This window comes from Thalassotalea sediminis, assembly GCF_030295915.1.
In the GTDB taxonomy this organism is placed as follows: Bacteria; Pseudomonadota; Gammaproteobacteria; order Enterobacterales; family Alteromonadaceae; genus Thalassotalea_C; species Thalassotalea_C sediminis.
Genome location: NZ_AP027361.1, coordinates 1,242,505 through 1,264,677, shown reverse-complemented (window position 1 = coordinate 1,264,677; position 22,173 = coordinate 1,242,505). Strand labels below are relative to the sequence as shown.

Here is a 22,173-nt window from a genome sequence, read left to right as displayed (position 1 = left end):
GTAATTAATGTTTGATGATATTCGTCCTTATCATGATAGCGAGGTTCGTTCAGTAGTACGTTCATTAATCAATGAACAAGAATTTATTGACGCAATTGCGACGTTTTCGTTGCCTAAACTTTTTGCGATGCTACCAACACTTAGCAGATATATTGTTAAATTTAAAATCAAGCAAAAAGCTAGAAAATTGACCAGCATCGAAGATATTCAGTTATATGTGTCAAAGTTTTTGAATTCACTTGTTAAAAGCACAATAACGTCACTAACCTATAGTGGTTTAGAAAATATACCTAAAAATAGACCTTGTTTATTTATCAGTAATCACAGAGACATTGTTTTAGACGTAGCATTGATTAATTATGTCTTGCACGAAAATGGCTTATCAACGGTTGAAGCAGCTGTTGGCGATAATCTATTAAGTAAAAAATGGGTTGCAGACCTCATGCGAATTAATAAAAGCTTTGTGGTCAAACGCAATGAAAAAACAAAGCGTGCTATGTTAAACGCTTCAAAGCAACTCTCAGCATATATTTTACATAGCTTAACCACTAAGCAACAAAATATTTGGATCGCACAAAAAGAAGGGCGCGCTAAAGATGGTATTGATAAAACTAATGCCGCTTTGATATCCATGCTGTTACTAAATAAACCTAAAGAACAAACGATCGCTGAATATCTCAATCAACTCAATATTGTGCCAGTGTCTATTTCTTATGAATTTGATCCTTGCGATAAAATTAAGGCAAAAGAGTTAGCGAAAATGGAATCAACGGGTCGCTACGAAAAAGAAGAACATGAAGATCTGAAAAGTATTACTCAAGGTATTATTGGTCAAAAAGGTAATGTTCATTTAGCCTTTGGAAAAACAATTGAAGGTGAATACTCAGACAGTAAAGCGATATCTAACGCGATAGACCAACAAATAATCGGTAACTATAAGTTGTTTCAAAGTAATCAAAGCGCAAATGAGTATTTAGAGTCTGGTGAGCTTAAAGCATTAGACATTTTGGCACCGCGATTTAGTGAACTTTCAGAACATCAAAAAGCATTACTGATAAAAATGTACGCTAATCCGGTCATTGCAAAGCAATCGTTGTTGTAAGCGCGTATTCAAAATACTGTTTTATATTGGCATTTGCTTATCATTAATGGGCTCACCATAATTTAAAATCAGATTGCCCCTCAAGCATTGAACACAAACTTCATCAGTAGAAATACACAGCAACTAATTGCAAGGGTAAAATAAATACTTTTAAATCGGTAAGCACATGCAACACCAACAATACCCGAAATAAGGTATGGGTTATGTATCGAAATGGCTAACTGTTCATCTCTGATCAGTAGAATTGGCACCCAAATTGCCGTTAACACAGCTGGCGCACTGAAACTTAAAAACAGTGTAACTTTGGGTGATAATTTTAATGGTAAACTTGGGTGTATAAATAGATAACGCGTTAAAAAAGTGATTAACGCCATCAATAAAATGGTTAACAAAGTCATTAACGAGTTCCTTTATTTACTGACTTACTACCGTGCTGCCATTGAAATACTAGATATCCGGCAGCCATGCCTCCCAACGATGCAAAAATAAGTGCCATTTGCCATTGCCAAAGATGAAAAATAGTAGCCAAAACGCCTGAAACAATGACGGTAATTAATATTGCTAGATTTTTAATCCCGGGAATAACAAGTGCAATAAACGTCACTGCAATCGCAAAATCTAAGCCCAACTGAGTTAAATCTGGTAACAATGCCCCCGCTAAAACCCCCATTAAATTCCATATAAACCACGTTACATAAAAGCTACCGCCAGCGGATAAGGCGTAATATAATCTATTTTTATTTTGATATGATCGGCGATGGCCAGAGAATGCAAATAACTCGTCGGTAAGCAAAAAACCCAAGGGAAATCTCCACTTTTTAGGTAAATTTTTCATCCTTTCTCTGAGTGTCAATCCATATAGAAAATGCCGAGAGCTAATGATAAAGGTCGTCAATAAAATCGTCGCTAATGATGCATTACCCGCGATTAATTCAATGGCCACTAGCTGAACAGCGCCTGCAAAAACAAGCAAAGGCATTAATAATGCTTCAAGAGCGGTAAAATCTCGCTGTATAGAGAGAGAGCCACATAATATTCCCCAAGGTAATACCGCTAAATTCAATGGCATCATATCCACCAGTCCCTTAGCGATATAAATGCTTTTTACGTTTCTCATCTAATTTATTTCCATCACCTACTGTTCTAGCCCATTGATATGATACAGTATTTACCTTATTTAATAACTACTAACAATATGACTAAAACCATTTGTTTAATTACGGGTGCTAGCAGAGGCATTGGTGCAGCAACAGCTAAAAGGCTAGCAACTAAAGACGTTGTTGTCATCGTCAACTATCTTTCAAATAAAAAAGCGGCAGATAATGTTGTAGCGACCATCGAGGAAGCTGGAGGCGAAGCAATTGCAGTAAAAGCTGACGTATCGATAGAGCGTGAAGTAATCAACCTATTTAATTTCATTGATCAATTAGATGGCACGCTAACTAAAGTTGTCAATAATGCAGGGATCCTTTTTAAACAATCAACGATAGAAGCAATGTCTGCAGAACGTATAAATAAAGTACTCACATCCAATGTTACGAGCTATTTTTTATGCTGTAGAGAAGCTGTTAAGCGCATGTCGACCGTAAATGGCGGTAATGGTGGAGCTATCGTAAATGTGTCATCAGCAGCTTCACGTTTAGGAGCGCCAAATGAATATATAGATTATGCAGCCAGTAAGGGGGCTGTGGACTCTTTAACTGTCGGCTTATCACTTGAGGTTGCAGATAAAGGTATACGCGTAAATGGTGTGAGGCCAGGTTTAATATATACCGATATACATGCCCAAGGCGGAGAGCCAGATCGCGTTGACAGGTTAGCCCCCAATTTGCCAATGAAGCGAGGTGGACATGTTGACGAAGTAGCAAACGCGATTTGTTGGTTGCTTTCCGAAGAAGCTTCATATTGCACAGGTAGTCATCTTGATTTAGCCGGCGGTAAGTAACATTAAAATACAGTGTCTTCGATTGTTTTAACTATCGTTACTCATTAGAATATTATTTTGAGTCACTGTTTTTCTTATTGTTAATATGACACATACAACAACAATTATGCTCCCATCCTTTTTAAGGCGTGCTTTGCGCGCATATGCTTTAAAGGCTGAAATTAGAGCAATTGGCTGTCAATTGAACAGAGTCGGTCGTTCTAGAAACTGGCAAATAACAGGTACTGCTGAACAATTAAACGAGGTAGTGCAATTTATTGAGGGCTCAGGAGAGGACTCTTGGCAATGGTTAGCCAAAAAGTTAAAACTAGAAACAGATAAACTCAGTCATGAAATATTGCTATCAATTGCTAAAAAAAATGGTGGCATAACGGTGAACGAATTAATCGCGAAAACCGATTGCACAGTGTTGGAAGCAAGAAAAGTTATTGATGAACTTGAATGGCTTGAAGATTAAATTTCATAGATAAAAAAAGCACTTTTAACGTGCTTTTTTTATCATACTTAAACGCAACCTTATTCAGGTTACTTCTTCTTTTTCTTCGTCGCTTTTTTCTTCGCTAAGGTTTCATGCCACTTACCGTCCTGATATGTTGCCGTCCACCCAGTCGCTTTACCTTCAACCTCAGTCATTACGTACTGTGATTTATTTTTACGGCTATAACGAACGACCGCCAAGTTTCCATCTGGATCTTTTTCTGGTGCATCAGCTAAGTAATAAAACTTCGGTGATATTCGATCTCTAAAACGCTTTAACTCTGCAACTTTTGGTGCGCGTGTTTCTCGCGATTTTGGAAAGGTACTTGCTGCTAAAAATATCCCCGCGGCGCCATCACGTAAAACAAAATGTGCTTCAGATTTTTCGCATGGCAGTTCAGGCAATTGAACAGGATCTTCTTTCGGTGGCGCGGCTTCACCATTTGCTAATAACTTACGTGTATTCTTACATTCACTATTAGTGCAATCAAAGTACTTACCAAAACGTCCATTCTTGAGCTCCATATCAGATTGACAGCGGTCACACTCCAATACTGGACCATCATAGCCTTTTATTTTAAATGTGCCTTGCTCAAGCTCTACGCCATCACACACAGGGTTATTACCACACACATGCAATTTACGTTTTTCATCAATTAAATAGCTATCCATCGCTGTGTCACACTTAGGGCAACGATGCATTGCACGTAAGGCTTCGGTTTCTTGATCTTCTGATAAGACACTCACTGCTTCTTCGCCTGGTGTCAAATTCATGGTAGTAGTGCAACGCTCTTTCGGTGGCAATGCATAACCTGAACACCCTAAGAAAACGCCTGTAGATGCAGTACGTATACCCATTTTTCGACCACAAGTAGGACAATCAATATCAGTTAAAACTGGCTCATTTGCTCTCATGCCACCTTCATCAGCTGGCTTGTCAGCAAGAGAAAGCTGTTCGGTAAAGTTTTTGTAGAACTGATTTAACACTTCTTTCCACGGTAACTTACCTTCAGCAATTTCATCTAACTCTTTTTCCATCTCAGCAGTAAAGTTATAACTCATGAGATTATTAAAGCTTGCTGATAAACTGTCCGTTACTATTTCACCCATTTTTTCAGCATAAAAACGCTTTTTCTCTAATCGTACATAACCACGATCCTGTATCGTTGAAATAATTGATGCATACGTGGATGGACGGCCAATAGAGCGTTTTTCCAATTCTTTTACTAAAGAAGCTTCACCATACCTAGCAGGTGGCTTAGTAAAGTGCTGACTAGGATCAACATGTACTAAAGTTAAATTGTCACCAACAGCTAAATCAGGCAAATGCTTGTCTTTATCACCTTTAGACAGTTGCGGGTGCACTTTGGTCCATCCGTCGAACTGCATAACTCTGCCTTTCGCTTTTAAATCAAAGTCACTTGCAGAGATTGTTAACGTACTTACCGTATAACGTGCCGCTGTCATTTGGCAGGCAACAAACTGACGCCAAATCAGCTCGTATAGCTTTTTGCAATCAGCATCAACACCTTCAAGCAAGGCTGCTTCTAACTTTACGTTTGAAGGACGAATCGCCTCATGCGCTTCTTGTGCATTTGCTTTACTACCATAGGTTCTTGGTGTGTCTGGTAAGTAATTGTCACCATAGGTTTTACTTACATACGCACGACACATTTCAACAGCATCTTTACTTAAGTTAGTTGAGTCAGTACGCATATAAGTGATGTGTCCTGCCTCGTATAAACGCTGGGCTAAACTCATGGTGCGTTTAACACCAAAACCTAAACGCGTACTCGCTGATTGCTGAAGTGTTGATGTAATAAACGGCGCAGAAGGTGAACTCTTCGACGGTTTATCTTCACGCTTACTAACCTGATATTGCGCCTTCTCTAGTACCGAAACAGCTTGCATTGCCTGTTTTTCATTACTTGCATTAAATGTTTTACCATTTTGATGCGTAACATCTAAAACGAGGTCTTCCTGCTGTTTAGTCTTTGTATGAGCATTGATCTCCCAATATTCTTGGGGGTTAAATGCCTTAATTTCACGTTCTTTTTCAACGACGAGTTTTACAGCAACTGATTGAACACGCCCAGCAGATAACCCTCTCGCAACCTTTTTCCACAGCAAAGGACTTACCATAAAGCCAACAACGCGATCTAAAAATCGACGCGCTTGTTGCGCATTTACACCCGGCATACTTAATACACTTGGCGCAGAAAAGGCTTGCTGTATCGCATTTTCAGTAATTTCATTAAACACAACACGTTTAAACTTACTGTCTTCACCACCAATAATTTCTTTCAAGTGCCACGCTATCGCCTCTCCCTCGCGATCCAAATCGGTTGCGAGATAGACAGTGTCAGCATTAGCCGCTAATTTTTGTAATTCACTTACTACTTTTTCCTTACCTGGCAATATTTGATAATCTGCCTGCCAATCTTTATCAGGGTCTATCCCCATTCGATTAACTAATGCCTGACGATCACGTTTCGCCTTATATTTTGCCTTTTGTTCAGGCGACATTTTTCTCACTTCAGCCGGAGATTTAGTGGCAGCTTTCTTCCCAGTACTTCCTGTTGGTAAGTCACGAATGTGACCAACACTAGATTTTACTACGAAATTTTTTCCAAGGTATTTGTTAATTGTCTTGGCTTTAGCCGGTGATTCGACAATTACCAGAGATTTCGACATAGTCAATATGATCCTACATGTGCTGACGTAACGCGTCAGATATCGTTGCGCTAGCTTGGCGTATTTAACTGATTGGTTTGCGAGCGATTTTTAACCAATTACAGCGCTAATTTTGAAATAAGATTTAATAAATTTACAGATTACTATTAGATATATCTGTAAATAAGCAAGCTTACAAGCAATAATTTTTTTAGATTAACCTATCGCGATGAATGCTTTATACTGTCGCCGCGAGAAAATTGGCGTAATCATAGTAGAGTTTTCACTGAATGATAAGAGTTTACCGGCTAATTTTTTTACTAATTTATAACTACAATAACTAAATAGACATTAAACAACCCTCACTCGCGAACATTTTCGCGACAAAATTTAGAGATCCTTTATGACAACGCAAGTAGCATTTTTACAAAAGATACAACAAAGTTTATGCCCTCCTGGCAATGGCGTATTTACCGTAAATACCGCTAAAGAAAGAAAAGAACAACTACATCAAAAGCTCTTTGGTACGACTGAAAATATCGATAAACATTGGCAAGATAGTTTAACGTCTTTAAATGACAGCAGTAAGGCCGTTATACTTGGAATTGCTTCAGATTGTGGTGGTGGCATTTTACGAGGCGCTAACTGGGGGCCTCTGTTTGTGCGCTCAGCATTGTTAGAACATCACCCCGAGTCAGAAAGTTTCGATTTAGGTGATGTACGTGTAATTCCTCATCTACTGCACGATAAGTACTTAAATGAAGGGACGATAAGTAATTGTCGTAAAGCGTTGTACAATGACGAAGACAGCCCACTAGCCGTTAGCCCTTTGACCATTACTGAAGATGTATTGCATGATTTTTATGCGTTATACCCTGATAAAGGTATTTTTGGTATTGGCGGCGATCATTCCAACAGCTATCCACTGACAAAAGCCTATTTACAAGCGAAGAAAAAGCAAGGAAAACGTGCAGCGATTATTCACTTTGACGCCCATACTGATTTACTGGTAGAAAGACTCGGCATCGACTTATGCTTTGGTTCTTGGTGTACTCATATCCTTAATGATTTACATGACGCAAGCCATCTAATTCAGTTAGGTATTCGTTCAAGTGGTAAGCCAAAGTCGCACTGGGAGTCAACCTTTGGTGTAAAACAGCACTGGGCTAACGAAATCATTGAACGTGGTGTAGACAGCGTTATAAGCGATATTTTATCGCATTTAAAAGACGAAAATATAGATGAACTTTATGTCAGCTTTGATATTGACGCACTCGATCAAAAGTTTGCAGCAGCAACAGGTACACCTGAAGCAGATGGATTATCACCTGACCAAGCCATGACGATTTTAAAGGCATTAGCCGCTCAATACCCGATTACCGGAGCTGATATGATGGAAATAGCGCCATTTACAGATAGTACGGGGCAAGGTATTGAAAGTGCGAAAACAACGTTAAAGCATGGAGCAGACCTATCAGCTATGCTAATCGCTGCCATGGCAAAATAGCCAACGTACTTTGTTTATATTTGTTTTATAAAAAAAAGCCGCATAAGCGGCTTTTTTTATCTATATCAACAGATAACTTAATCTATTGAAGTACAATCAGCCAATAAGCCATAAGGGCTTCTTAACATTGTATTTTCAACCGGAGGGTTAATAAACTCACTGTTCACGTCTTCGGCTGACACAGGTAGTGTAAAGGTTGATTGCGATAAGTTTTCGGTGCCTGTTACTTTTGTTGACACTTTTAACTGAATGTCTACCCATCTTGAATCACTTTGTGGGTACACAATGTCTATTACTGCCCTACCGGTATCATCAGTCGTTATGTTGCCATCAGCCGCTACAATATTACCAGGCGTTAACATGCCGTCACCGTTAACGTCTTCGCCAGGATCTAAAATACCATTACGGTTAACATCTTCATTGTCACAACGAATTGAATGTTGAGCGCCCCAATATAAAAATTCACCGTTTTCATCGAGCACATGCACCCACATACCTTTATAAAAGTATCGAGGTATTGCTGAAACCGTTAACTCAGCATTTTCTACTGGCGTAGAGTCTACATCGGTAACAAACACTGAATAAGTTTTCTTATAGGTATCTGTTTCAATTTCTTCTACTTCATTACCGGTACCAATCGAGATAAAAAGCTCTCTATCTGCGACGGTTAAATTGACAACGTCTGAAACACTAGGCGTGTCTTTGACCGTTGCCGTTATTATAACCTCGTTCTCAGCCGATACTGTATTTGAGGTATAGACCGTGGATGCTGCGCCATTTCGGTCTGTCGTAGCGCTCGCTGGAAAGATACTGCCACCATTAGTATCTGATAAGTTAAAATCTACCACTTTATTTTTAACTAAATTACCATTCGGATCTCTTACGACAACAGATATCGTTGAAGTATCACCGTTTGGTGCAATAGAGTTTGGTGAAGCTTGTGCAATAATTCTATCAGCATCTTCTGCAATAAATTCAAATTCTATTTGGTTGTTTAATACAATATTGCCATCAGAACCTGTAAAGGTAACCAATGCTTTACCCGCGTTAGTCGATGTGATTGATGCAGTCACCTTACCGTTACTTGTTACGCCGCTTGCACTGGCTAAATTACCGCGTGTTGTCGTAAAGTTAACCGGTGTATTATCAGCCACTGGCTGACCAGAACGTAACCATGTTAGCGTCACATCTACTGTTTTCGATAGTAATACATCAGGCAATTCAGGGCTAATAGAAGGGTTCACATTACCATTTACTTTGTTATTAAACCCAGTAAAGATAAATGAATCTGCTTGTACAGCTACGTCGAGTTCAGTAATTGCGCCTAATGCATTGGCAACAATCGTATTTGTGCCACCTGTTGTTCCAGTAACATCGATCGTCGCTTTCCCTGTAGTATCTGTCATTACTGATACTGGCAGCGTTATATTTGCTACTTGCCCTGCTGGTGTTTCTGTTGATTCATTCAGTAACGATAAAGTAACATTTGTTTCTGCAATACCATTACCGTCTGAATCTAATACATTAACGATATAGGTTGAGGTGTCATTAATTGCAAGCGAGCTAGAACCGGTTAAGTTTATACTCGTACCTACGACTTGAATATTAATACTATCTGTAATGTCTTCAACTTGAGCTACCAATGAAATCAATCGATTTTGTGGTTCACCCGCTGTCGTTAATTTTGCAATTGCTCTACCATCGAGGCCTGTGTTGCCTTGCGTTACTACAACACCACCTGAACTAGCACTAAAAGAGACATTTGTATTGGCAAGCAAATTATTGTCTTTATCTTTAACAATCGCCGTTAGTTCAACCTCATCGGCACCACTTGATGCTATCTGTTGGTTACTGGCAAAAAGCGTAATAGCTGATACTTTAGGGTTTGCTACATTGGTACCGTCACCGGCGCTATTAAAACCAACTGAATTAGATTCTTCCCCTGACGAAATTGTGGCAATAACATCGCCGCCGCCAGCTTTAGTCCCCGCCATTAGCATGACAGTTGCAACACCTTCACTATTTGTAGAACTTGCCCCATTTTCAGGTGACAAATACGCTAACTCTGAATCATTTACTTCAAAGGAAACAAGTCGATTAGCGAGAGGACTATTGCCTTGCTTAACTGTAGCGGTAACCGTAATTGGCGCTGCATCTGATACATTTGTGTCAGATAAACTCAACGAGATAGTAATGGGATCAGGTGTAGATGGATCGGATGGACCGTCTTGACTAAGTCCGCCATCTCCTCCACCACAGCCGATTAGAGCCATGCAACAAATGATATAAAAGACGGTTCTCATTAGTGCCATACAAGCATCTCCCTGATGTTGTTTTAATTAGATAACAGTTTAATATTAACCGAAAAAAAAGAAAAAGGTCACTAACTTATTTAAAAAACCCCAAACACTAGGTTTTTAAACACCTCATTAACTGGTACTCTTTACGGAAAAATTCACTCCTCACCCAAAAAAGAATTATGACAACAACTAAAAAACCTTTTGGATTAACGGCAAGAATCGTTATTGGTATGGTGCTAGGCATACTATCAGGCCTTGTATTACAATCACTTATGGGCAAGTCGGGCGATTTCGTCTTAAACCTCGCTTTATTTGAATTATCACTTAAGAGCTTTTTAGTGGATGGTGTATTTGAAGTTGGTGGACAAATATTCATCGCCAGTTTAAAAATGCTCGTTGTTCCACTAGTGTTTGTTTCACTGATCTGTGGAACGTGTTCGTTACAAGATACAACAAAATTAGGTAGAATTGGCGGCAAAGCCGTTAGTTTATATCTACTCACAACCGCTATTGCCATCAGTATTGCCATGTTTATCGCTTTGGTTGTTTCACCAGGTGAAGGTGTAAATATGACAACGAGTACTTCATTTGAAGCGAAAGAGGCACCAAGCTTAGCGCAAGTGTTTATACAGATGTTTCCAACTAATCCTTTTGCAGCTTTTGCACAAGGAAATATGCTGCAAGTCATTATCTTCGCACTACTTTTTGGTATCGCGATTGCACTTTCAGGCGAGTCAGGTAACCGCATTGCAAAAATGTTTGAAGACTTAAACGTTGTGATAATGCGATTGGTAACAATATTAATGAACTTAGCGCCATACGGGGTCTTTTGTTTGCTTGCTAAACTCTTTGCCACCATGGACTTTAGTGTGTTCGGGAATATTATCAAATATTTCTTCGTTGTATTTTTCGTACTAATATTGCATGGCACTGTCACCTACTCAGTCTTATTAAAAGCATTAGCGGGCTTAAACCCTTTAACATTTTTAAAGAAGATGCGAGATGCAATGTTATTTGCATTTTCTACTTCAAGTAGCAATGCAACAATTCCAGTTACCATGGAAACTGCAACCAAGAAAATTGGCGCAAATAATGCAATTTCATCCTTTACTGTGCCATTAGGTGCAACAATCAATATGGATGGTACTGCAATTATGCAAGGTGTTGCGACAGTATTCATTGCACAGGTATTCAATGTCGACTTAACAGTTACCGATTTCTTAACTGTTATTTTAACAGCCACATTAGCTTCAGTTGGTACTGCTGGCGTACCTGGTGTTGGTTTAATCATGCTTGCTATGGTGCTAGATCAAGTAGGTCTGCCCGTTGAAGGTATAGCGTTAATTATTGGTGTTGACCGTTTACTCGACATGACCCGAACAGCTGTAAATGTTACCGGTGATTGCATGGTAACGACAATTGTAGCGAAATCGGAAGGACAGTTAGATCAAGACATTTTCAACAATGAAAAAGCAGGCCAGAAAATAGAAGAAATTGACTTTCATCATTTAAAAGATTGACAACATAATCAAAAAAGGGGTCAGGTACATTAAAGGTAAAACTTTAATGTACCTGACCCCTTTTTGCACTTTTTGCATTAATGATGGGTAATTACGTAAAGCTTTTCAACGAACTGACTAACGTTAAATACACGTTGAGCGAAGCGTTTATCAGGTATCGCCTTTACGGCCAAACAGTTAACATTATAATTGTTAAATAACGCCTTAACGGCAGTTTCATTTATAGAAAAAGGTGGACCAGACATTTCATTGGCAGGAAACTCTACCGTTAATAAAAACAGTTTAGTTATAGGCTTTATAAACGTCTGTAAATGCTTGACATAGCGTTGTTGCATTTCCTCAGGTAATGCAACAAGAGCTGCCCTATCATATATCCAATGAAAGTCGCCGACATCTTCACACGTTAAATTAAAAAAGTCCCCTTGCCACAAGCTAATGTTTTCATGTTGATATACATTAAACTCATCATGTACTTGAGCTTGAATATCAAGCCCTTGTTCTTTAAAAAAATCACGGCAAGCAATACGACTTAACTCAGCACCAACGACTTCACCATAGTTAGCAAACCATAACATATCATCTGATTTACCTGATAATGGCACAAATACACGTTTACAAGCGTCATCGCTATCAATCGCATTCGCAGTGTCATTACTTGTTAATAATTCAGGCAATATAAGCTGTTCAAGCCAAGGATGAAACTCAACTTGATGAAACCCTATAGTGTTTCGCTGCCAACATTTATGCCAAAAATTTGCGTCCATGTATTAACGTCGCCTGTTTAAACATCTCAACTAGGAAAAATACGATTATGTTGCCATAACTTACTCATAACGTTATCAATCGACATTGATGCTGCTTTCGAAAGTTTGTCAGCTAACCCTTTTTTAACGGCATATTTTATCCCGATAACTTTCTTTTCTTTATTGGCTTGGCAAATGTAGTCATCACTCGTCATTAAACTGTCAACGAGGTTTAATGCGATTGCTTTCTTACCTAACCAAGTTTCTCCCGTTGCTACACTTTCAACATCTAATTCTGGGCGATGTTCTTTAATATGTGCTTTAAAAAGGTCGTGCATTTCCTCTAGCTCTTCTTTAAATTTCTCTCGCCCCTTATCTGTATTTTCGCCAAACATCGTTAATGTACGTTTAAATTCACCAGCAGTAAGCTGTTCAAATTCAACATCATTTTTCTTCAATACTTTATTAAAGTTAGGGATTTGAGCAATAACCCCTATCGAGCCCACGATAGCAAAAGGCGCACTTACAATTTTATCTGCTACGCAAGCCATCATATAACCGCCACTAGCAGCGACTTTATCGACTGAAATAGTGAGTGGGATATTTGCTTGCTTAATACGCTCCAATTGCGATGCTGCTAGGCCATAACAGTGAGCCATACCACCACTACTTTCAAGCTTTACGAGTACTTCATCTTGCGCTGTCGCTACCATCAAAATTGCGGTAATTTCTTCTCTTAATGCAGAAACCTCTTTAGCGTCTATGCTACCTTTAAAATCAATAACAAATAACTTTGGTTCAGACTTATTTGTGCCCTCATCAGCAGCTTTTTTATCTTCTTTGGCTTTTAATTTCTCAGCTTTCTTATCTTGTTTTTCTTTTTCTTTAAGCGCTTCTTTACTCAATAAATGGTGAGTTACTTCTTCTTCAATATCTTTCAGTTGTTCAGAGATATCAGAAACTTCAAGCTCTCCCTTTTTCTGTGCTTGCTTCATTGCTGATGCTGCAATAATGGCAACAATTCCTGCGAAAGCTAGCACAAAGGTAATTGTTTTAGCGAGAAACAAACCATATTCGTATAAAAATTCCAAAGGATACTCCCTTTTAGTCATTCGGATAACAAGTACTATTCAGTAATAATAAAACACTAGCCTATTCATAGAGATAAGACTTCTTGAATATTCAACGTTCACTCGGCTACTGAATATATTTTTATTCTATTTGGTATAAATGGGGGTTAATTTTCATAAAAAAAGCCCCAACGATATACGTTGAGGCTTTTGATAAAAATTGTAAAGTGTATTGACGCTATTTTATTACGTCTGCATCGTTAACAACAATAGCTTGACCTTTACTCAAGATAAAGCTTACTAATTGTTTTTGCATTTCAGTCATTACACGTGCGCTTTTTTCTGCATCAGGGGATGCTTCATTAGCTCTAGGATCAAGTAATGAACCATGATGACCATATTTAAATCTAACAGCCCCAGAACCTTGTGCAGAGTCATTTACATTAGGTAACCCCAATAAGGCAATAGCAGGTTCAGTACCTCCCAACGGCGTAAATGGTGAAGTATTGGTTACTACTTGATCTGGCAAATTGTCCATACCATCACCAACAATTTCAAATAACAACGTTGGTGTAGCCGTTGCGGCTAACTGTTGAACATAATTTACCGGGTCACCTGAATCATTTACTGTTTGAGCAATTAAAGTAAATTGTGCAAATACCGCATCAAGTGACGCTTGTTGGCTTGGCTCTAAGCTATCATAGAAAAGCTCATACGCACCAGACAACTGTTCTTGAGTATAACCTGTTGGATAAGACTGCGCGATGAAAGCAGCAAATTCATCAGAAGAACTAAGTGCTAAATTCGACTTGGCTAAGCTTTCAAAGGCCGGAGATTCAATACCAAAGTTAGGTAACATTAATCCTGGCATCGCTAAGATGTTTGTCGTAATTTTAAGTAGTGGATCAAACGTTGGCGCAAGTGGTGTATTTGCTAATGTTACCGCATTCATTCCATAAATAGCACCTAATGAGTGCCCTAAAAAGTGCACTTCATTGGTATTAATATTGATGTTGTTGCCATCACTATCAACGCCATTAAAGAAGTTTAACCCCATACGTAAGCCCAGTAAATCTATTGCACTTTGACGGGTGTTATCTCGCATCGTTAACATGCTACCTAAGTTCATGTAGTGTAATGCACTTATTTCAGTCGCATTAATGTCGTCGCCTGGCACGCCATCAACATCAAAACCTCGTGTACCATGTAACGGGTAGTCAATGGCGACCGTTGCGATACCATTAATAGCCAAAATGCCCGTTAGATTTAGCATTACTTCTTTTTTCGTTGTAATGCCATGTTGAAGAATGACAACCGGCCAACCTTCTGCTGGCTCAGATAGTGCAGGTAGCCCCATGCTTGCACGAACAGGGTTAGCCCAAGCCAAATCTGGCGTTGTCATCTGTACTTCAAGTGGCAACATCGCATTCACTTTTGGTACTGGATTATATTTCGTTAAGTTACGTTCAGTATCAATGCCCAAGTCACGTAAACCTGGCGCAGGCAAACCACTCGCTTGAGATATTGCCATACATTGCTCATCAGTAGGACTCACCGCTTCTGCTGGAATAGCTGCAGGGTTTTGTGCAGCAAGGCCTGCTAACATTGCTGCAGAATCACATAATGCTGTCCACCAAGTGTTGACGGGCGCTGTAGGGTTTTCAGCCGAAGGTATTCCTGAATAATATGGTAAAGTAATACTACCTTTCAAATAATTTGCTGCTGAATATAAAGGTACCGCTGATGGCGGTAACTGCGCTGCCAGAACATCAGCAACAGACATACCGGTATCGCTCATTGTTACCGATGGATAGTTGCCTTGCTGCAGGTTATTCGCCATTAAGCTTTTTAAGGTATTCATAACATCAGTTGTCGATTGCGTTGTCATCGCCATCGTATAAATAATGTCTTCACTTGGTACACCAGCAGCAACCACCGCTTTTTCGTAACTATTGATGACACCTTGAAGTACGAGTTGTGATTCACTGCCAAGTGGTTTTTCATTGATATCTTGTCGAGCAAGTTCATACGTTGTTGAACCTGCAATGGCATTACCATCACTATCTTGCAAACTATTCGTTAACGCAAAGACATAAGTAGTTTTGCCTTTTAGTGGCTTAAGTGGAACGAAAGCAACTGCATTGCCCGATTTTTGCGTAACAAAATCTTCTAAATACGTTAATTCTTTAACAACCTTGCAAGCGAGGCCTCGCGTAACTGTGGCACAATCTGCATCTGACGTGTCTCCGCCCATAATCGTTTCAAATACACGAACTGAATTTGGATTAAAGACGCTATCACCATCTAGCATACGACCGTCAGGTACATCGATATTAATCACAAATGGATTTACTGTCGACCAGCCATCGAGTGCGCTAGCCGCTACAAAAGGATCTGCACCATTTGTTGGATCTGCTACTGGAATTTCAAGTGTTCCGTCTTGAGAGCCTGAAAAAATCAGGTCATTCGGTACTGAGAGGCCTTCTATGCCTGACGCTGGATCAAATACAATTCGCGCGGGTGTAACAACTACAGGAGCCTCATTTGCTACCTCTTTTTTAACATCTTTGACAGTTTCGCTATCACAGGCTACCAAGCCAAGGGTGCTTGCAATTGCGAGACTCAAAACTAGCTTTTTCATTTTTTCTCCCCATAGACTAGTCTTCTTATAATTGTAATTAGGACTTATTTTTATTATCAAGACTTAGTCAAATTTAACAAGTTAGACCAGTTAAACTTAACCTAAGAACAGCCATTTCGCTAGCGCTTTTTTCACAAATTAATGATATTTTGTGAAAACTATCACCGAACGCTTAACTTTTTCTCGTCATATAGCCAATCAGTGAGTAATATACCGTTTTATTTTTCTTTAAGTTTTAAATCACCATGTTCAACTACACGATGAAAGACAATTGCTTAGCCAAAAAAGTTATCTTAGTAACAGGTGCTGGCAGCGGTATTGGTCGTCAAGCAGCACTTACCTACGCAAAATTAGGCGCGACGGTAATTTTATTAGGAAAAACGGTACAAAAGCTTGAGCAGGTTTATGATGAAATAATCGCAAATGGCGGTGCAGAACCTGCAATCGTACCATTAGATTTAAAAGGTGCTACACAACAGAATTACATTGATATGTCTTCCACCATTGCCCAACAATTTGGTCACCTAGATGGTGCGCTTCTTAATGCTTCAATGTTGGGTGAGTTAACACCGTACACACATATTCACCAGCAGATTTGGGACGATACGATTAAGGTTAATGTCACAGCGCAACATTTGTTATCCCAAGCATTAATTCCAACCATGCTAAAAGCGGATAATGCGTCATTAGTTTTTACCTCATCAGGTGTAGGTAGTAAGGGGCGAGCCTATTGGGGCGCTTATAGTGTATCAAAATTTGCCACCGAAGGATTAATGCAAGTCATTGCAGATGAATATGACGAGTCTAACCTCCGTGTGAACGCTATTAACCCAGGCGCAACAGCAACAGCTATGCGTGCAACCGCATACCCAGCAGAAGATCAGTCAACGTTAGCGACACCAGAAGACATCATGCCACTTTATGTCTATTTGATGTCAGATGATAGCCAAAACACAACAGGGCAAGTCATAAAAGCACAGTAGCCTTTATTGCTATACACATAAAAATGCCGAGCTAAGCTCGGCGTTTTTATGCTAAAGATTGAACACCTTCTAGCGTAACTCTCTTCTTAATATTTTACCTACATTTGTCTTGGGTAATTCTTCCCTAATTTCAATATGCTTAGGAACTTTATAATTTGTCAGGTTTTTCTTGCAGTGCTTAATTATGTCTTCTGTCGTTAAAGTGGTATCTTTTAACACGACAAAAAGCTTCACTTCTTCTCCACTTATTTCATGTGGAATACCAACAGCGGCTGCCTCTAATATTCCCTCATGTGATACTGCAATTTCTTCTATTTCATTAGGGAAAACATTAAAACCAGAGACGATAATCATGTCTTTCTTTCGATCAACAATTCTAAAATAACCAGCATCATCCATGGTAGCAATATCACCGGTTGCTAACCAACCGTCATTTAATATTTCTTCAGTCGCTTCTTTGCGATGATAGTAACCGGCCATCACTTGCGGCCCTTTAACGCAAAGCTCACCTGCTTCGCCAATTCCAGCTTCTGTACCATCATCTTTTATTATACGAATATCTGTTGATGGTGCAGGTAACCCTATACTGCCATTATAATGAGCCTGATTGTATGGACTCAACGTAACAAGTGGCGCACACTCGGTTAAACCATAACCTTCAAGTAATCGTGTTTTTGTCACAGTTTCCCATTTTTCAGCAACCGGACGCTGAACAGCCATCCCCCCACCTAACGAGACCTTCAAATAGCTAAAATCTAAATCAGCAAAACCTGGAGTGTTTAATAAACCATTAAACAAAGTATTCACACCAGTAATGGCAGTAAATTGATATTTACCTAATTCTTTAACAAAGCCAGGCATATCTCGTGGATTTGTAATCAACAAGTTTGTACCGCCTAGCGTAATAAACGTTAAGCAATTCGCGGTTAATGCAAAAATATGATAAAGCGGCAGTGCAGTTACAACTAACTCTTTTCCCTCTTCAAGTTGCGGCTTAATAACGGCTTTAGCTTGTTCAAGGTTAGCAACCATGTTGCGGTGCGTTAACATCGCACCTTTAGACACTCCAGTTGTTCCACCTGTATATTGTAAAAACGCTAGATCATCACCTTTTAATAACACAGGCGTAAATGGCAGTGTACTTCCTTTTCTAATAACCGTATTGAAACGAATAGTATTCTTTAATGAAAACGCTGGTACCATCTTCTTAACATGTTTTACGACGGCATTAACAATTTTCCCTTTAACCATCCCTAAACGATCACCTAGAGACGTTAATACAACATGTTTTATTGGCGTATTATCGATAACCTTTTCCAAGGTATGTGCAAAATTTTCTATAATGAGCATCGCGGTCGTGCCGGAGTCATTTAACTGATGCTCTAATTCACGCGCTGTATACAATGGGTTGACATTTACAACTGTTAATCCCGCAAGGAGAGCTCCAAATAATGCTACTGGGTACTGCAAACAGTTAGGTACCATGATAGCAAATCGATCGCCTTTCTTGAGCCCTAATTCTTGTTGACAATATGCGGCAAAAGCCTTTGCTTGTTGCTCCAATTCTGCATAGGTAATTTCTGCCCCCATATTTATAAAGGCAGCACGATTTGCATAAATGCCGACATATTTATCAAACATTTCCACTAATGAGCTGTATTTATCCGGATCAATTTCGTGAGGTACTCCGGGTGGATAACTTTTTTCAAGCCATACTTTTTGCACTATGCATCTCCTCTCTTGCACGCAATGTTAACTCTAGCCTGTTATTTAAATTATTCTATACTGATCTCTTAATTGAGTTATATTTTTACAAGAGATTTGGGCTAGTCGTTATTTTGAAACACTTGTTTGAATCAGCAAGTTTTACTGTAATACTGGTCTAATGTCTATCACTTTTCGGTGAAATCTCACTTTTTAATGACAGTTTCTACTATTTAACAGGCTTTTTAATAAATTCGTCAATTAACACCGCTGTTTTTTTAGGCAACTCCATATGCACATGATGTCCACCTGCAATTTGATGAACCGTCAATTGCTTAAAATATGCTTTAAAGGTTGCTATACCTTTGTCAACAATATCTAAGCCATGATCACCACAGATCAGTTGTACAGGGCTTGCTATATCACTCACCAGTTGCCGTGCTTGTGATTTCGTTAGCCGATAAGGGGATGTATTTCTTAATCGGCTATCTGCTCGCCAAGTATAGCCATTTTCATGAGCAACAATACCACGTCCTACAATAAGTTTAGCAGACTCATAAGTTAAATCAGAAACAGACATTCTTGCTTTAATCGCTGATTCAACTGATAAATGTACTGGTTTACTTTTTGTGCTTAGCTGTAAGCGGCTTTTCATACCTTTACGTAATTGTTGCGTTGTATTTTCAGCGCTTTCAGTAATAAAGCCCATAGCATCAATTAAGGTTACGCTTGATACTTTTTCAGGAAAAGAAGCTGCAAAGGCTTGTGCGACCATGCCTCCCATTGAATGGCCAACAATATCGACGCTTTGCCAGCCCTGGTGTTCAATCAATAACAGTAAATCATAGACATAATCGATAAAGTGATAATGTGCATCTTGGCCACGGTGCGCAGAGTGCCCATGGCCTGGCCAATCAATAGCAACGAGATAACGATCTGTTAAATGTGCCATAAGGGGTACAAAACTCGCGGCATTGTCTAACCAACCATGTAAACACAATACCGGTTTTTTATTGACAAGCCCTGTGGCAAGACCTGAAAAACTTATATTCGAGTTTGTCGCTGAAAATTCGCGCACATCAAAGCCTTAATACAAAAGATAACTTATTTTTTTTGAACTTTAGGCTTAGTAGGTCCGTTAACTCGTCGATAAACTGGGCGGTGATAATAAGGTCTAGAGTAATACCATAACGAAGGCGCATACCAATGAGGGTAATGCTCAACTCTTACATCAACTTGCTTCACTTCTTTCCACAAATGCACATAATCAGCCATTAACGTAGGATACTGATAATCATGTTCGCCTATTTTACCCGAGGATAAAATACCTACTTGACCGATAGCGGTAATGCTGCGACCTTCTTTGAAAATAACGGGATCTAATAAGCCTGGGTAAATGACTTTAAAACGCCCTTTCGTTTCATCTTTAACTTTAGGACGCATAGAAGGTTTCAAGTCAAAATGCACCACTTCAATAATGGTATTTTCCGACTGATTTGTTACTTTAGCAATTACCCCGCCCCACCTAGCTTGTTGCCCTTTCAGGTTGCTATCAGCACGTTTTGCCTGTTCAAAATTTGTTAAATTAGTGTTCTCTGAAACAGTCAGTTTTTCAGGAACATGGACACAGCCGCTCATGACTAAGGCAAAAAAGCTCATGAATAGAGTTCGAGTATACATATAATTCTCCAATTAACGCTGCTGAAATGTTTGTTTTTTAACTAACAGATATAAGGTTATCATACCAATACCACACCAAATCACCACCCAAATCATTTCAGGTATTAAGGTCATATTTGCTAACGTAGCGCCATCGCCTAAAGCTCCGCCATCAAACAAATAAAGCGGACTCTTAATGCTATTAAGTAATACCGTTGCCCCAATGAACTGTAAAGCTAACGGTAAGTATTTTTTGCCACTGTAAAAGGCTTTAAACGTAACCAGTGCCAATAAAAGCAAGGTTATAAATAGCGTAAGTATGTCTTTAACCCAAAAAACGAGCGTTACGGCAATAACTAACCATAAAATAGCAACAACTAATTTCGTTATTAAATGATGTAACATTGAAATACGGACTAACCAATAACCAAAAAGGCTTGCGCCAGCATAACCCATAAAGCTAACAACAAAGCGACTCCCCCCTTGTGTTGTGCACAACCCAGAACCATCGGCACTTAGTTCAATACTAATAATCCGTCCGCCAGTTAGAATAGCGGCTAACCCATGGCTTAATTCATGAAAGTAGCTTTCTAACCATTTAAACGGTAAGGAAATAAAAGGGATCTCGACAAGGATAAACGCCAAAATGAATATTAAGAAAAGTTGGTACCTTTGAAAAAAACTGCTCTTAATAGTTTGCGCGTTGTCAGTAGCCAATAAAGTTACTCGTTAATTAAGCGTAGAGGTCGACACCAAAGGATTGCGCAATGATATCTTGTTGTTGCTGATTATCAATTGCTCGATACGCAGATACGGCAGTTTGATTTCGCTGAGAAGGTTGGTCATATTGCGCCTGACCTTGTTCAGCTTGTTGATCTTGGGCGTTTTGTGCAGACAAACGCTGCTGTTCCTGTTCAACAAAAACAATAGACTGCTCATCAACATCAAAACGCTGTTGTTGAGATTTCTGATTTTCACGCTCTGCCGTTTTTTGCTGCTGTTCGCGAACGAGTAATTGTTCGCTTTCTCGATTAACCTTGTTTTGGCTTTCGATATTCGCGTTTGTATTAACTTGCGGCGTGTAAGCTGTTGAACTATTAACTTGCATAATAATAAATGTATCAAATTTTCAGCAAATGACCAAGTCTATTATCTACCTGGCAATTTTTTCCAAGAAACTGTATCACGTACATATACTGGTGCAGCATGCTCAGCACTGACAGCATTACCTTTTTCAAACTGCAACGTTGCGAGTGTTAACATAGCCGTTGCTCGCGGAAATACAATGTCTAGTTCTACCGCATTTTTCGCAAGTGGGGCCAGTAATTCAAGGTACGTTTGCCACCCAGTACCAACTGCATATGCATCTGATATAGCATCATTTATGTAACTTTCAGCTTTATCGGGTGCAATGACCGTCTCACCGATTACAGGTTGCATAATGCCGTTTACATCAGCCTGATAAGCCGACAAATAAATTTCTGACATTCTCGCATCAATTGCCGCAATAACCCTAGGTTGTTGGCATTGTTCAAAAGCTTGTTGCGCCATAGCTTGTAGTGTTGATACGCCCACGACAGGTAAATCAGCGGAAAAAGCTAACCCTTGCGCAACGCCAATACCAATGCGCACACCAGTAAAGCTTCCTGGGCCCTGCCCAAAAACTAAGCCGTCAAGTTGTTGCAATGTACAACCCGCTTCTTGTAGCAAATCATCTATCATTGGCAACAAAATAGTGCTGTGTGATTGTGGGCAAAGTTCAAATTTCTCAAAAAGCTTACCTTGCCATGATATAGCGACAGAGCAGGCTTCAGTTGACGTATCTATTGCGATCAAATTTAACATAATC

At 39.4% G+C, this 22,173-nt stretch carries 19 protein-coding genes; 6 read left to right on the top strand and 13 right to left on the bottom strand.

The window, feature by feature from the left end; translation table 11 throughout:
* Nucleotides 1-7 precede the first annotated feature (7 nt).
* On the top strand, nucleotides 8-1,102 hold the full coding sequence (locus QUE09_RS05735; RefSeq protein WP_286235247.1) for a 1-acyl-sn-glycerol-3-phosphate acyltransferase: 1,095 nt from the start codon (nucleotides 8-10) through the stop codon (nucleotides 1,100-1,102).
* Nucleotides 1,103-1,182: 80 nt separating this feature from the next.
* On the opposite strand, the gene QUE09_RS05730 is transcribed toward QUE09_RS05735, so the two are convergent.
* Both QUE09_RS05730 and QUE09_RS05725 read right to left on the bottom strand, forming a co-directional pair.
* Nucleotides 1,183-1,500, bottom strand: coding sequence for an AzlD domain-containing protein (locus QUE09_RS05730; protein ID WP_286235246.1), 318 nt, complete (start codon nucleotides 1,498-1,500; stop codon nucleotides 1,183-1,185).
* Nucleotides 1,500-2,219 carry an AzlC family ABC transporter permease gene (locus QUE09_RS05725; protein WP_286235245.1) on the bottom strand — a complete coding sequence of 240 codons (720 nt, stop codon included), beginning with the start codon at nucleotides 2,217-2,219 and terminating at the stop codon, nucleotides 1,500-1,502. The genes QUE09_RS05730 and QUE09_RS05725 overlap by 1 nt, the downstream gene beginning before the upstream one ends.
* A 78-nt stretch (nucleotides 2,220-2,297) precedes the next feature.
* Between QUE09_RS05725 and QUE09_RS05720 the strand changes: the two genes are divergently transcribed.
* Nucleotides 2,298-3,047 (top strand): SDR family oxidoreductase, encoded by a 750-nt coding sequence (locus tag QUE09_RS05720; RefSeq protein ID WP_286235244.1) that lies wholly within the window; start codon nucleotides 2,298-2,300, stop codon nucleotides 3,045-3,047.
* 85 nt (nucleotides 3,048-3,132) lie between these two features.
* Nucleotides 3,133-3,504, top strand: coding sequence for a ribosome recycling factor family protein (locus QUE09_RS05715; RefSeq protein WP_286235243.1), 372 nt, complete (start codon nucleotides 3,133-3,135; stop codon nucleotides 3,502-3,504).
* Between the two features lie 68 nt (nucleotides 3,505-3,572).
* On the opposite strand, the gene topA is transcribed toward QUE09_RS05715, so the two are convergent.
* Nucleotides 3,573-6,218, bottom strand: coding sequence for a type I DNA topoisomerase (gene topA / locus QUE09_RS05710; RefSeq protein ID WP_286235242.1), 2,646 nt, complete (start codon nucleotides 6,216-6,218; stop codon nucleotides 3,573-3,575).
* 382 nt (nucleotides 6,219-6,600) lie between these two features.
* Between topA and QUE09_RS05705 the strand changes: the two genes are divergently transcribed.
* Entirely contained in the window at nucleotides 6,601-7,704 is a 1,104-nt protein-coding gene (locus tag QUE09_RS05705; RefSeq protein WP_286235241.1) for an arginase family protein, read from the top strand.
* Between the two features lie 77 nt (nucleotides 7,705-7,781).
* On the opposite strand, the gene QUE09_RS05700 is transcribed toward QUE09_RS05705, so the two are convergent.
* The gene (locus QUE09_RS05700) at nucleotides 7,782-10,016 is read right to left on the bottom strand and encodes an Ig-like domain-containing protein (RefSeq protein ID WP_286235240.1); all 2,235 of its coding nucleotides are present in this window, start codon (nucleotides 10,014-10,016) and stop codon (nucleotides 7,782-7,784) included.
* A gap of 167 nt (nucleotides 10,017-10,183) precedes the next feature.
* Between QUE09_RS05700 and QUE09_RS05695 the strand changes: the two genes are divergently transcribed.
* Nucleotides 10,184-11,524, top strand: coding sequence for a dicarboxylate/amino acid:cation symporter (locus tag QUE09_RS05695; RefSeq protein ID WP_286235239.1), 1,341 nt, complete (start codon nucleotides 10,184-10,186; stop codon nucleotides 11,522-11,524).
* Nucleotides 11,525-11,601: 77 nt separating this feature from the next.
* Here QUE09_RS05695 and QUE09_RS05690 read toward each other — a convergent pair whose 3' ends face one another.
* From QUE09_RS05690 to QUE09_RS05680, 3 genes are all read right to left on the bottom strand, one after another.
* A complete protein-coding gene (locus tag QUE09_RS05690; protein ID WP_286235238.1) occupies nucleotides 11,602-12,288 on the bottom strand; it encodes a class I SAM-dependent methyltransferase in 687 nt (228 codons plus the stop codon).
* 26 nt (nucleotides 12,289-12,314) lie between these two features.
* Nucleotides 12,315-13,358: a protease SohB gene (gene sohB / locus QUE09_RS05685; RefSeq protein ID WP_286235237.1), complete on the bottom strand. Its 1,044-nt coding sequence runs from the start codon at nucleotides 13,356-13,358 to the stop codon at nucleotides 12,315-12,317.
* Between the two features lie 217 nt (nucleotides 13,359-13,575).
* Entirely contained in the window at nucleotides 13,576-15,978 is a 2,403-nt protein-coding gene (locus tag QUE09_RS05680) for a VolA/Pla-1 family phospholipase (RefSeq protein WP_286235236.1), read from the bottom strand.
* 245 nt (nucleotides 15,979-16,223) lie between these two features.
* Here QUE09_RS05680 and QUE09_RS05675 point away from each other — a divergent pair, with 245 nt between their 5' ends.
* The gene (locus tag QUE09_RS05675; protein ID WP_286235235.1) at nucleotides 16,224-16,961 is read left to right on the top strand and encodes a YciK family oxidoreductase; all 738 of its coding nucleotides are present in this window, start codon (nucleotides 16,224-16,226) and stop codon (nucleotides 16,959-16,961) included.
* A gap of 69 nt (nucleotides 16,962-17,030) precedes the next feature.
* Here the strand turns inward: QUE09_RS05675 and fadD are convergent, their stop codons facing one another.
* The 6 genes from fadD to tsaB form a co-directional block, all read right to left on the bottom strand.
* A complete protein-coding gene (fadD, locus tag QUE09_RS05670; RefSeq protein WP_286235234.1) occupies nucleotides 17,031-18,686 on the bottom strand; it encodes a long-chain-fatty-acid--CoA ligase FadD in 1,656 nt (551 codons plus the stop codon).
* A 208-nt stretch (nucleotides 18,687-18,894) separates the two neighbouring features.
* A complete protein-coding gene (locus tag QUE09_RS05665; RefSeq protein WP_286235233.1) occupies nucleotides 18,895-19,743 on the bottom strand; it encodes an alpha/beta fold hydrolase in 849 nt (282 codons plus the stop codon).
* A gap of 26 nt (nucleotides 19,744-19,769) precedes the next feature.
* Nucleotides 19,770-20,345 (bottom strand): Slp family lipoprotein, encoded by a 576-nt coding sequence (locus QUE09_RS05660; RefSeq protein WP_286235232.1) that lies wholly within the window; start codon nucleotides 20,343-20,345, stop codon nucleotides 19,770-19,772.
* A gap of 12 nt (nucleotides 20,346-20,357) precedes the next feature.
* The gene (locus QUE09_RS05655; RefSeq protein ID WP_286235231.1) at nucleotides 20,358-21,041 is read right to left on the bottom strand and encodes a M50 family metallopeptidase; all 684 of its coding nucleotides are present in this window, start codon (nucleotides 21,039-21,041) and stop codon (nucleotides 20,358-20,360) included.
* Between the two features lie 16 nt (nucleotides 21,042-21,057).
* Nucleotides 21,058-21,432 (bottom strand): hypothetical protein, encoded by a 375-nt coding sequence (locus QUE09_RS05650; RefSeq protein WP_286235230.1) that lies wholly within the window; start codon nucleotides 21,430-21,432, stop codon nucleotides 21,058-21,060.
* A gap of 41 nt (nucleotides 21,433-21,473) precedes the next feature.
* Nucleotides 21,474-22,169 (bottom strand): tRNA (adenosine(37)-N6)-threonylcarbamoyltransferase complex dimerization subunit type 1 TsaB, encoded by a 696-nt coding sequence (gene tsaB, locus QUE09_RS05645; RefSeq protein ID WP_286235229.1) that lies wholly within the window; start codon nucleotides 22,167-22,169, stop codon nucleotides 21,474-21,476.
* Nucleotides 22,170-22,173 lie beyond the last annotated feature (4 nt).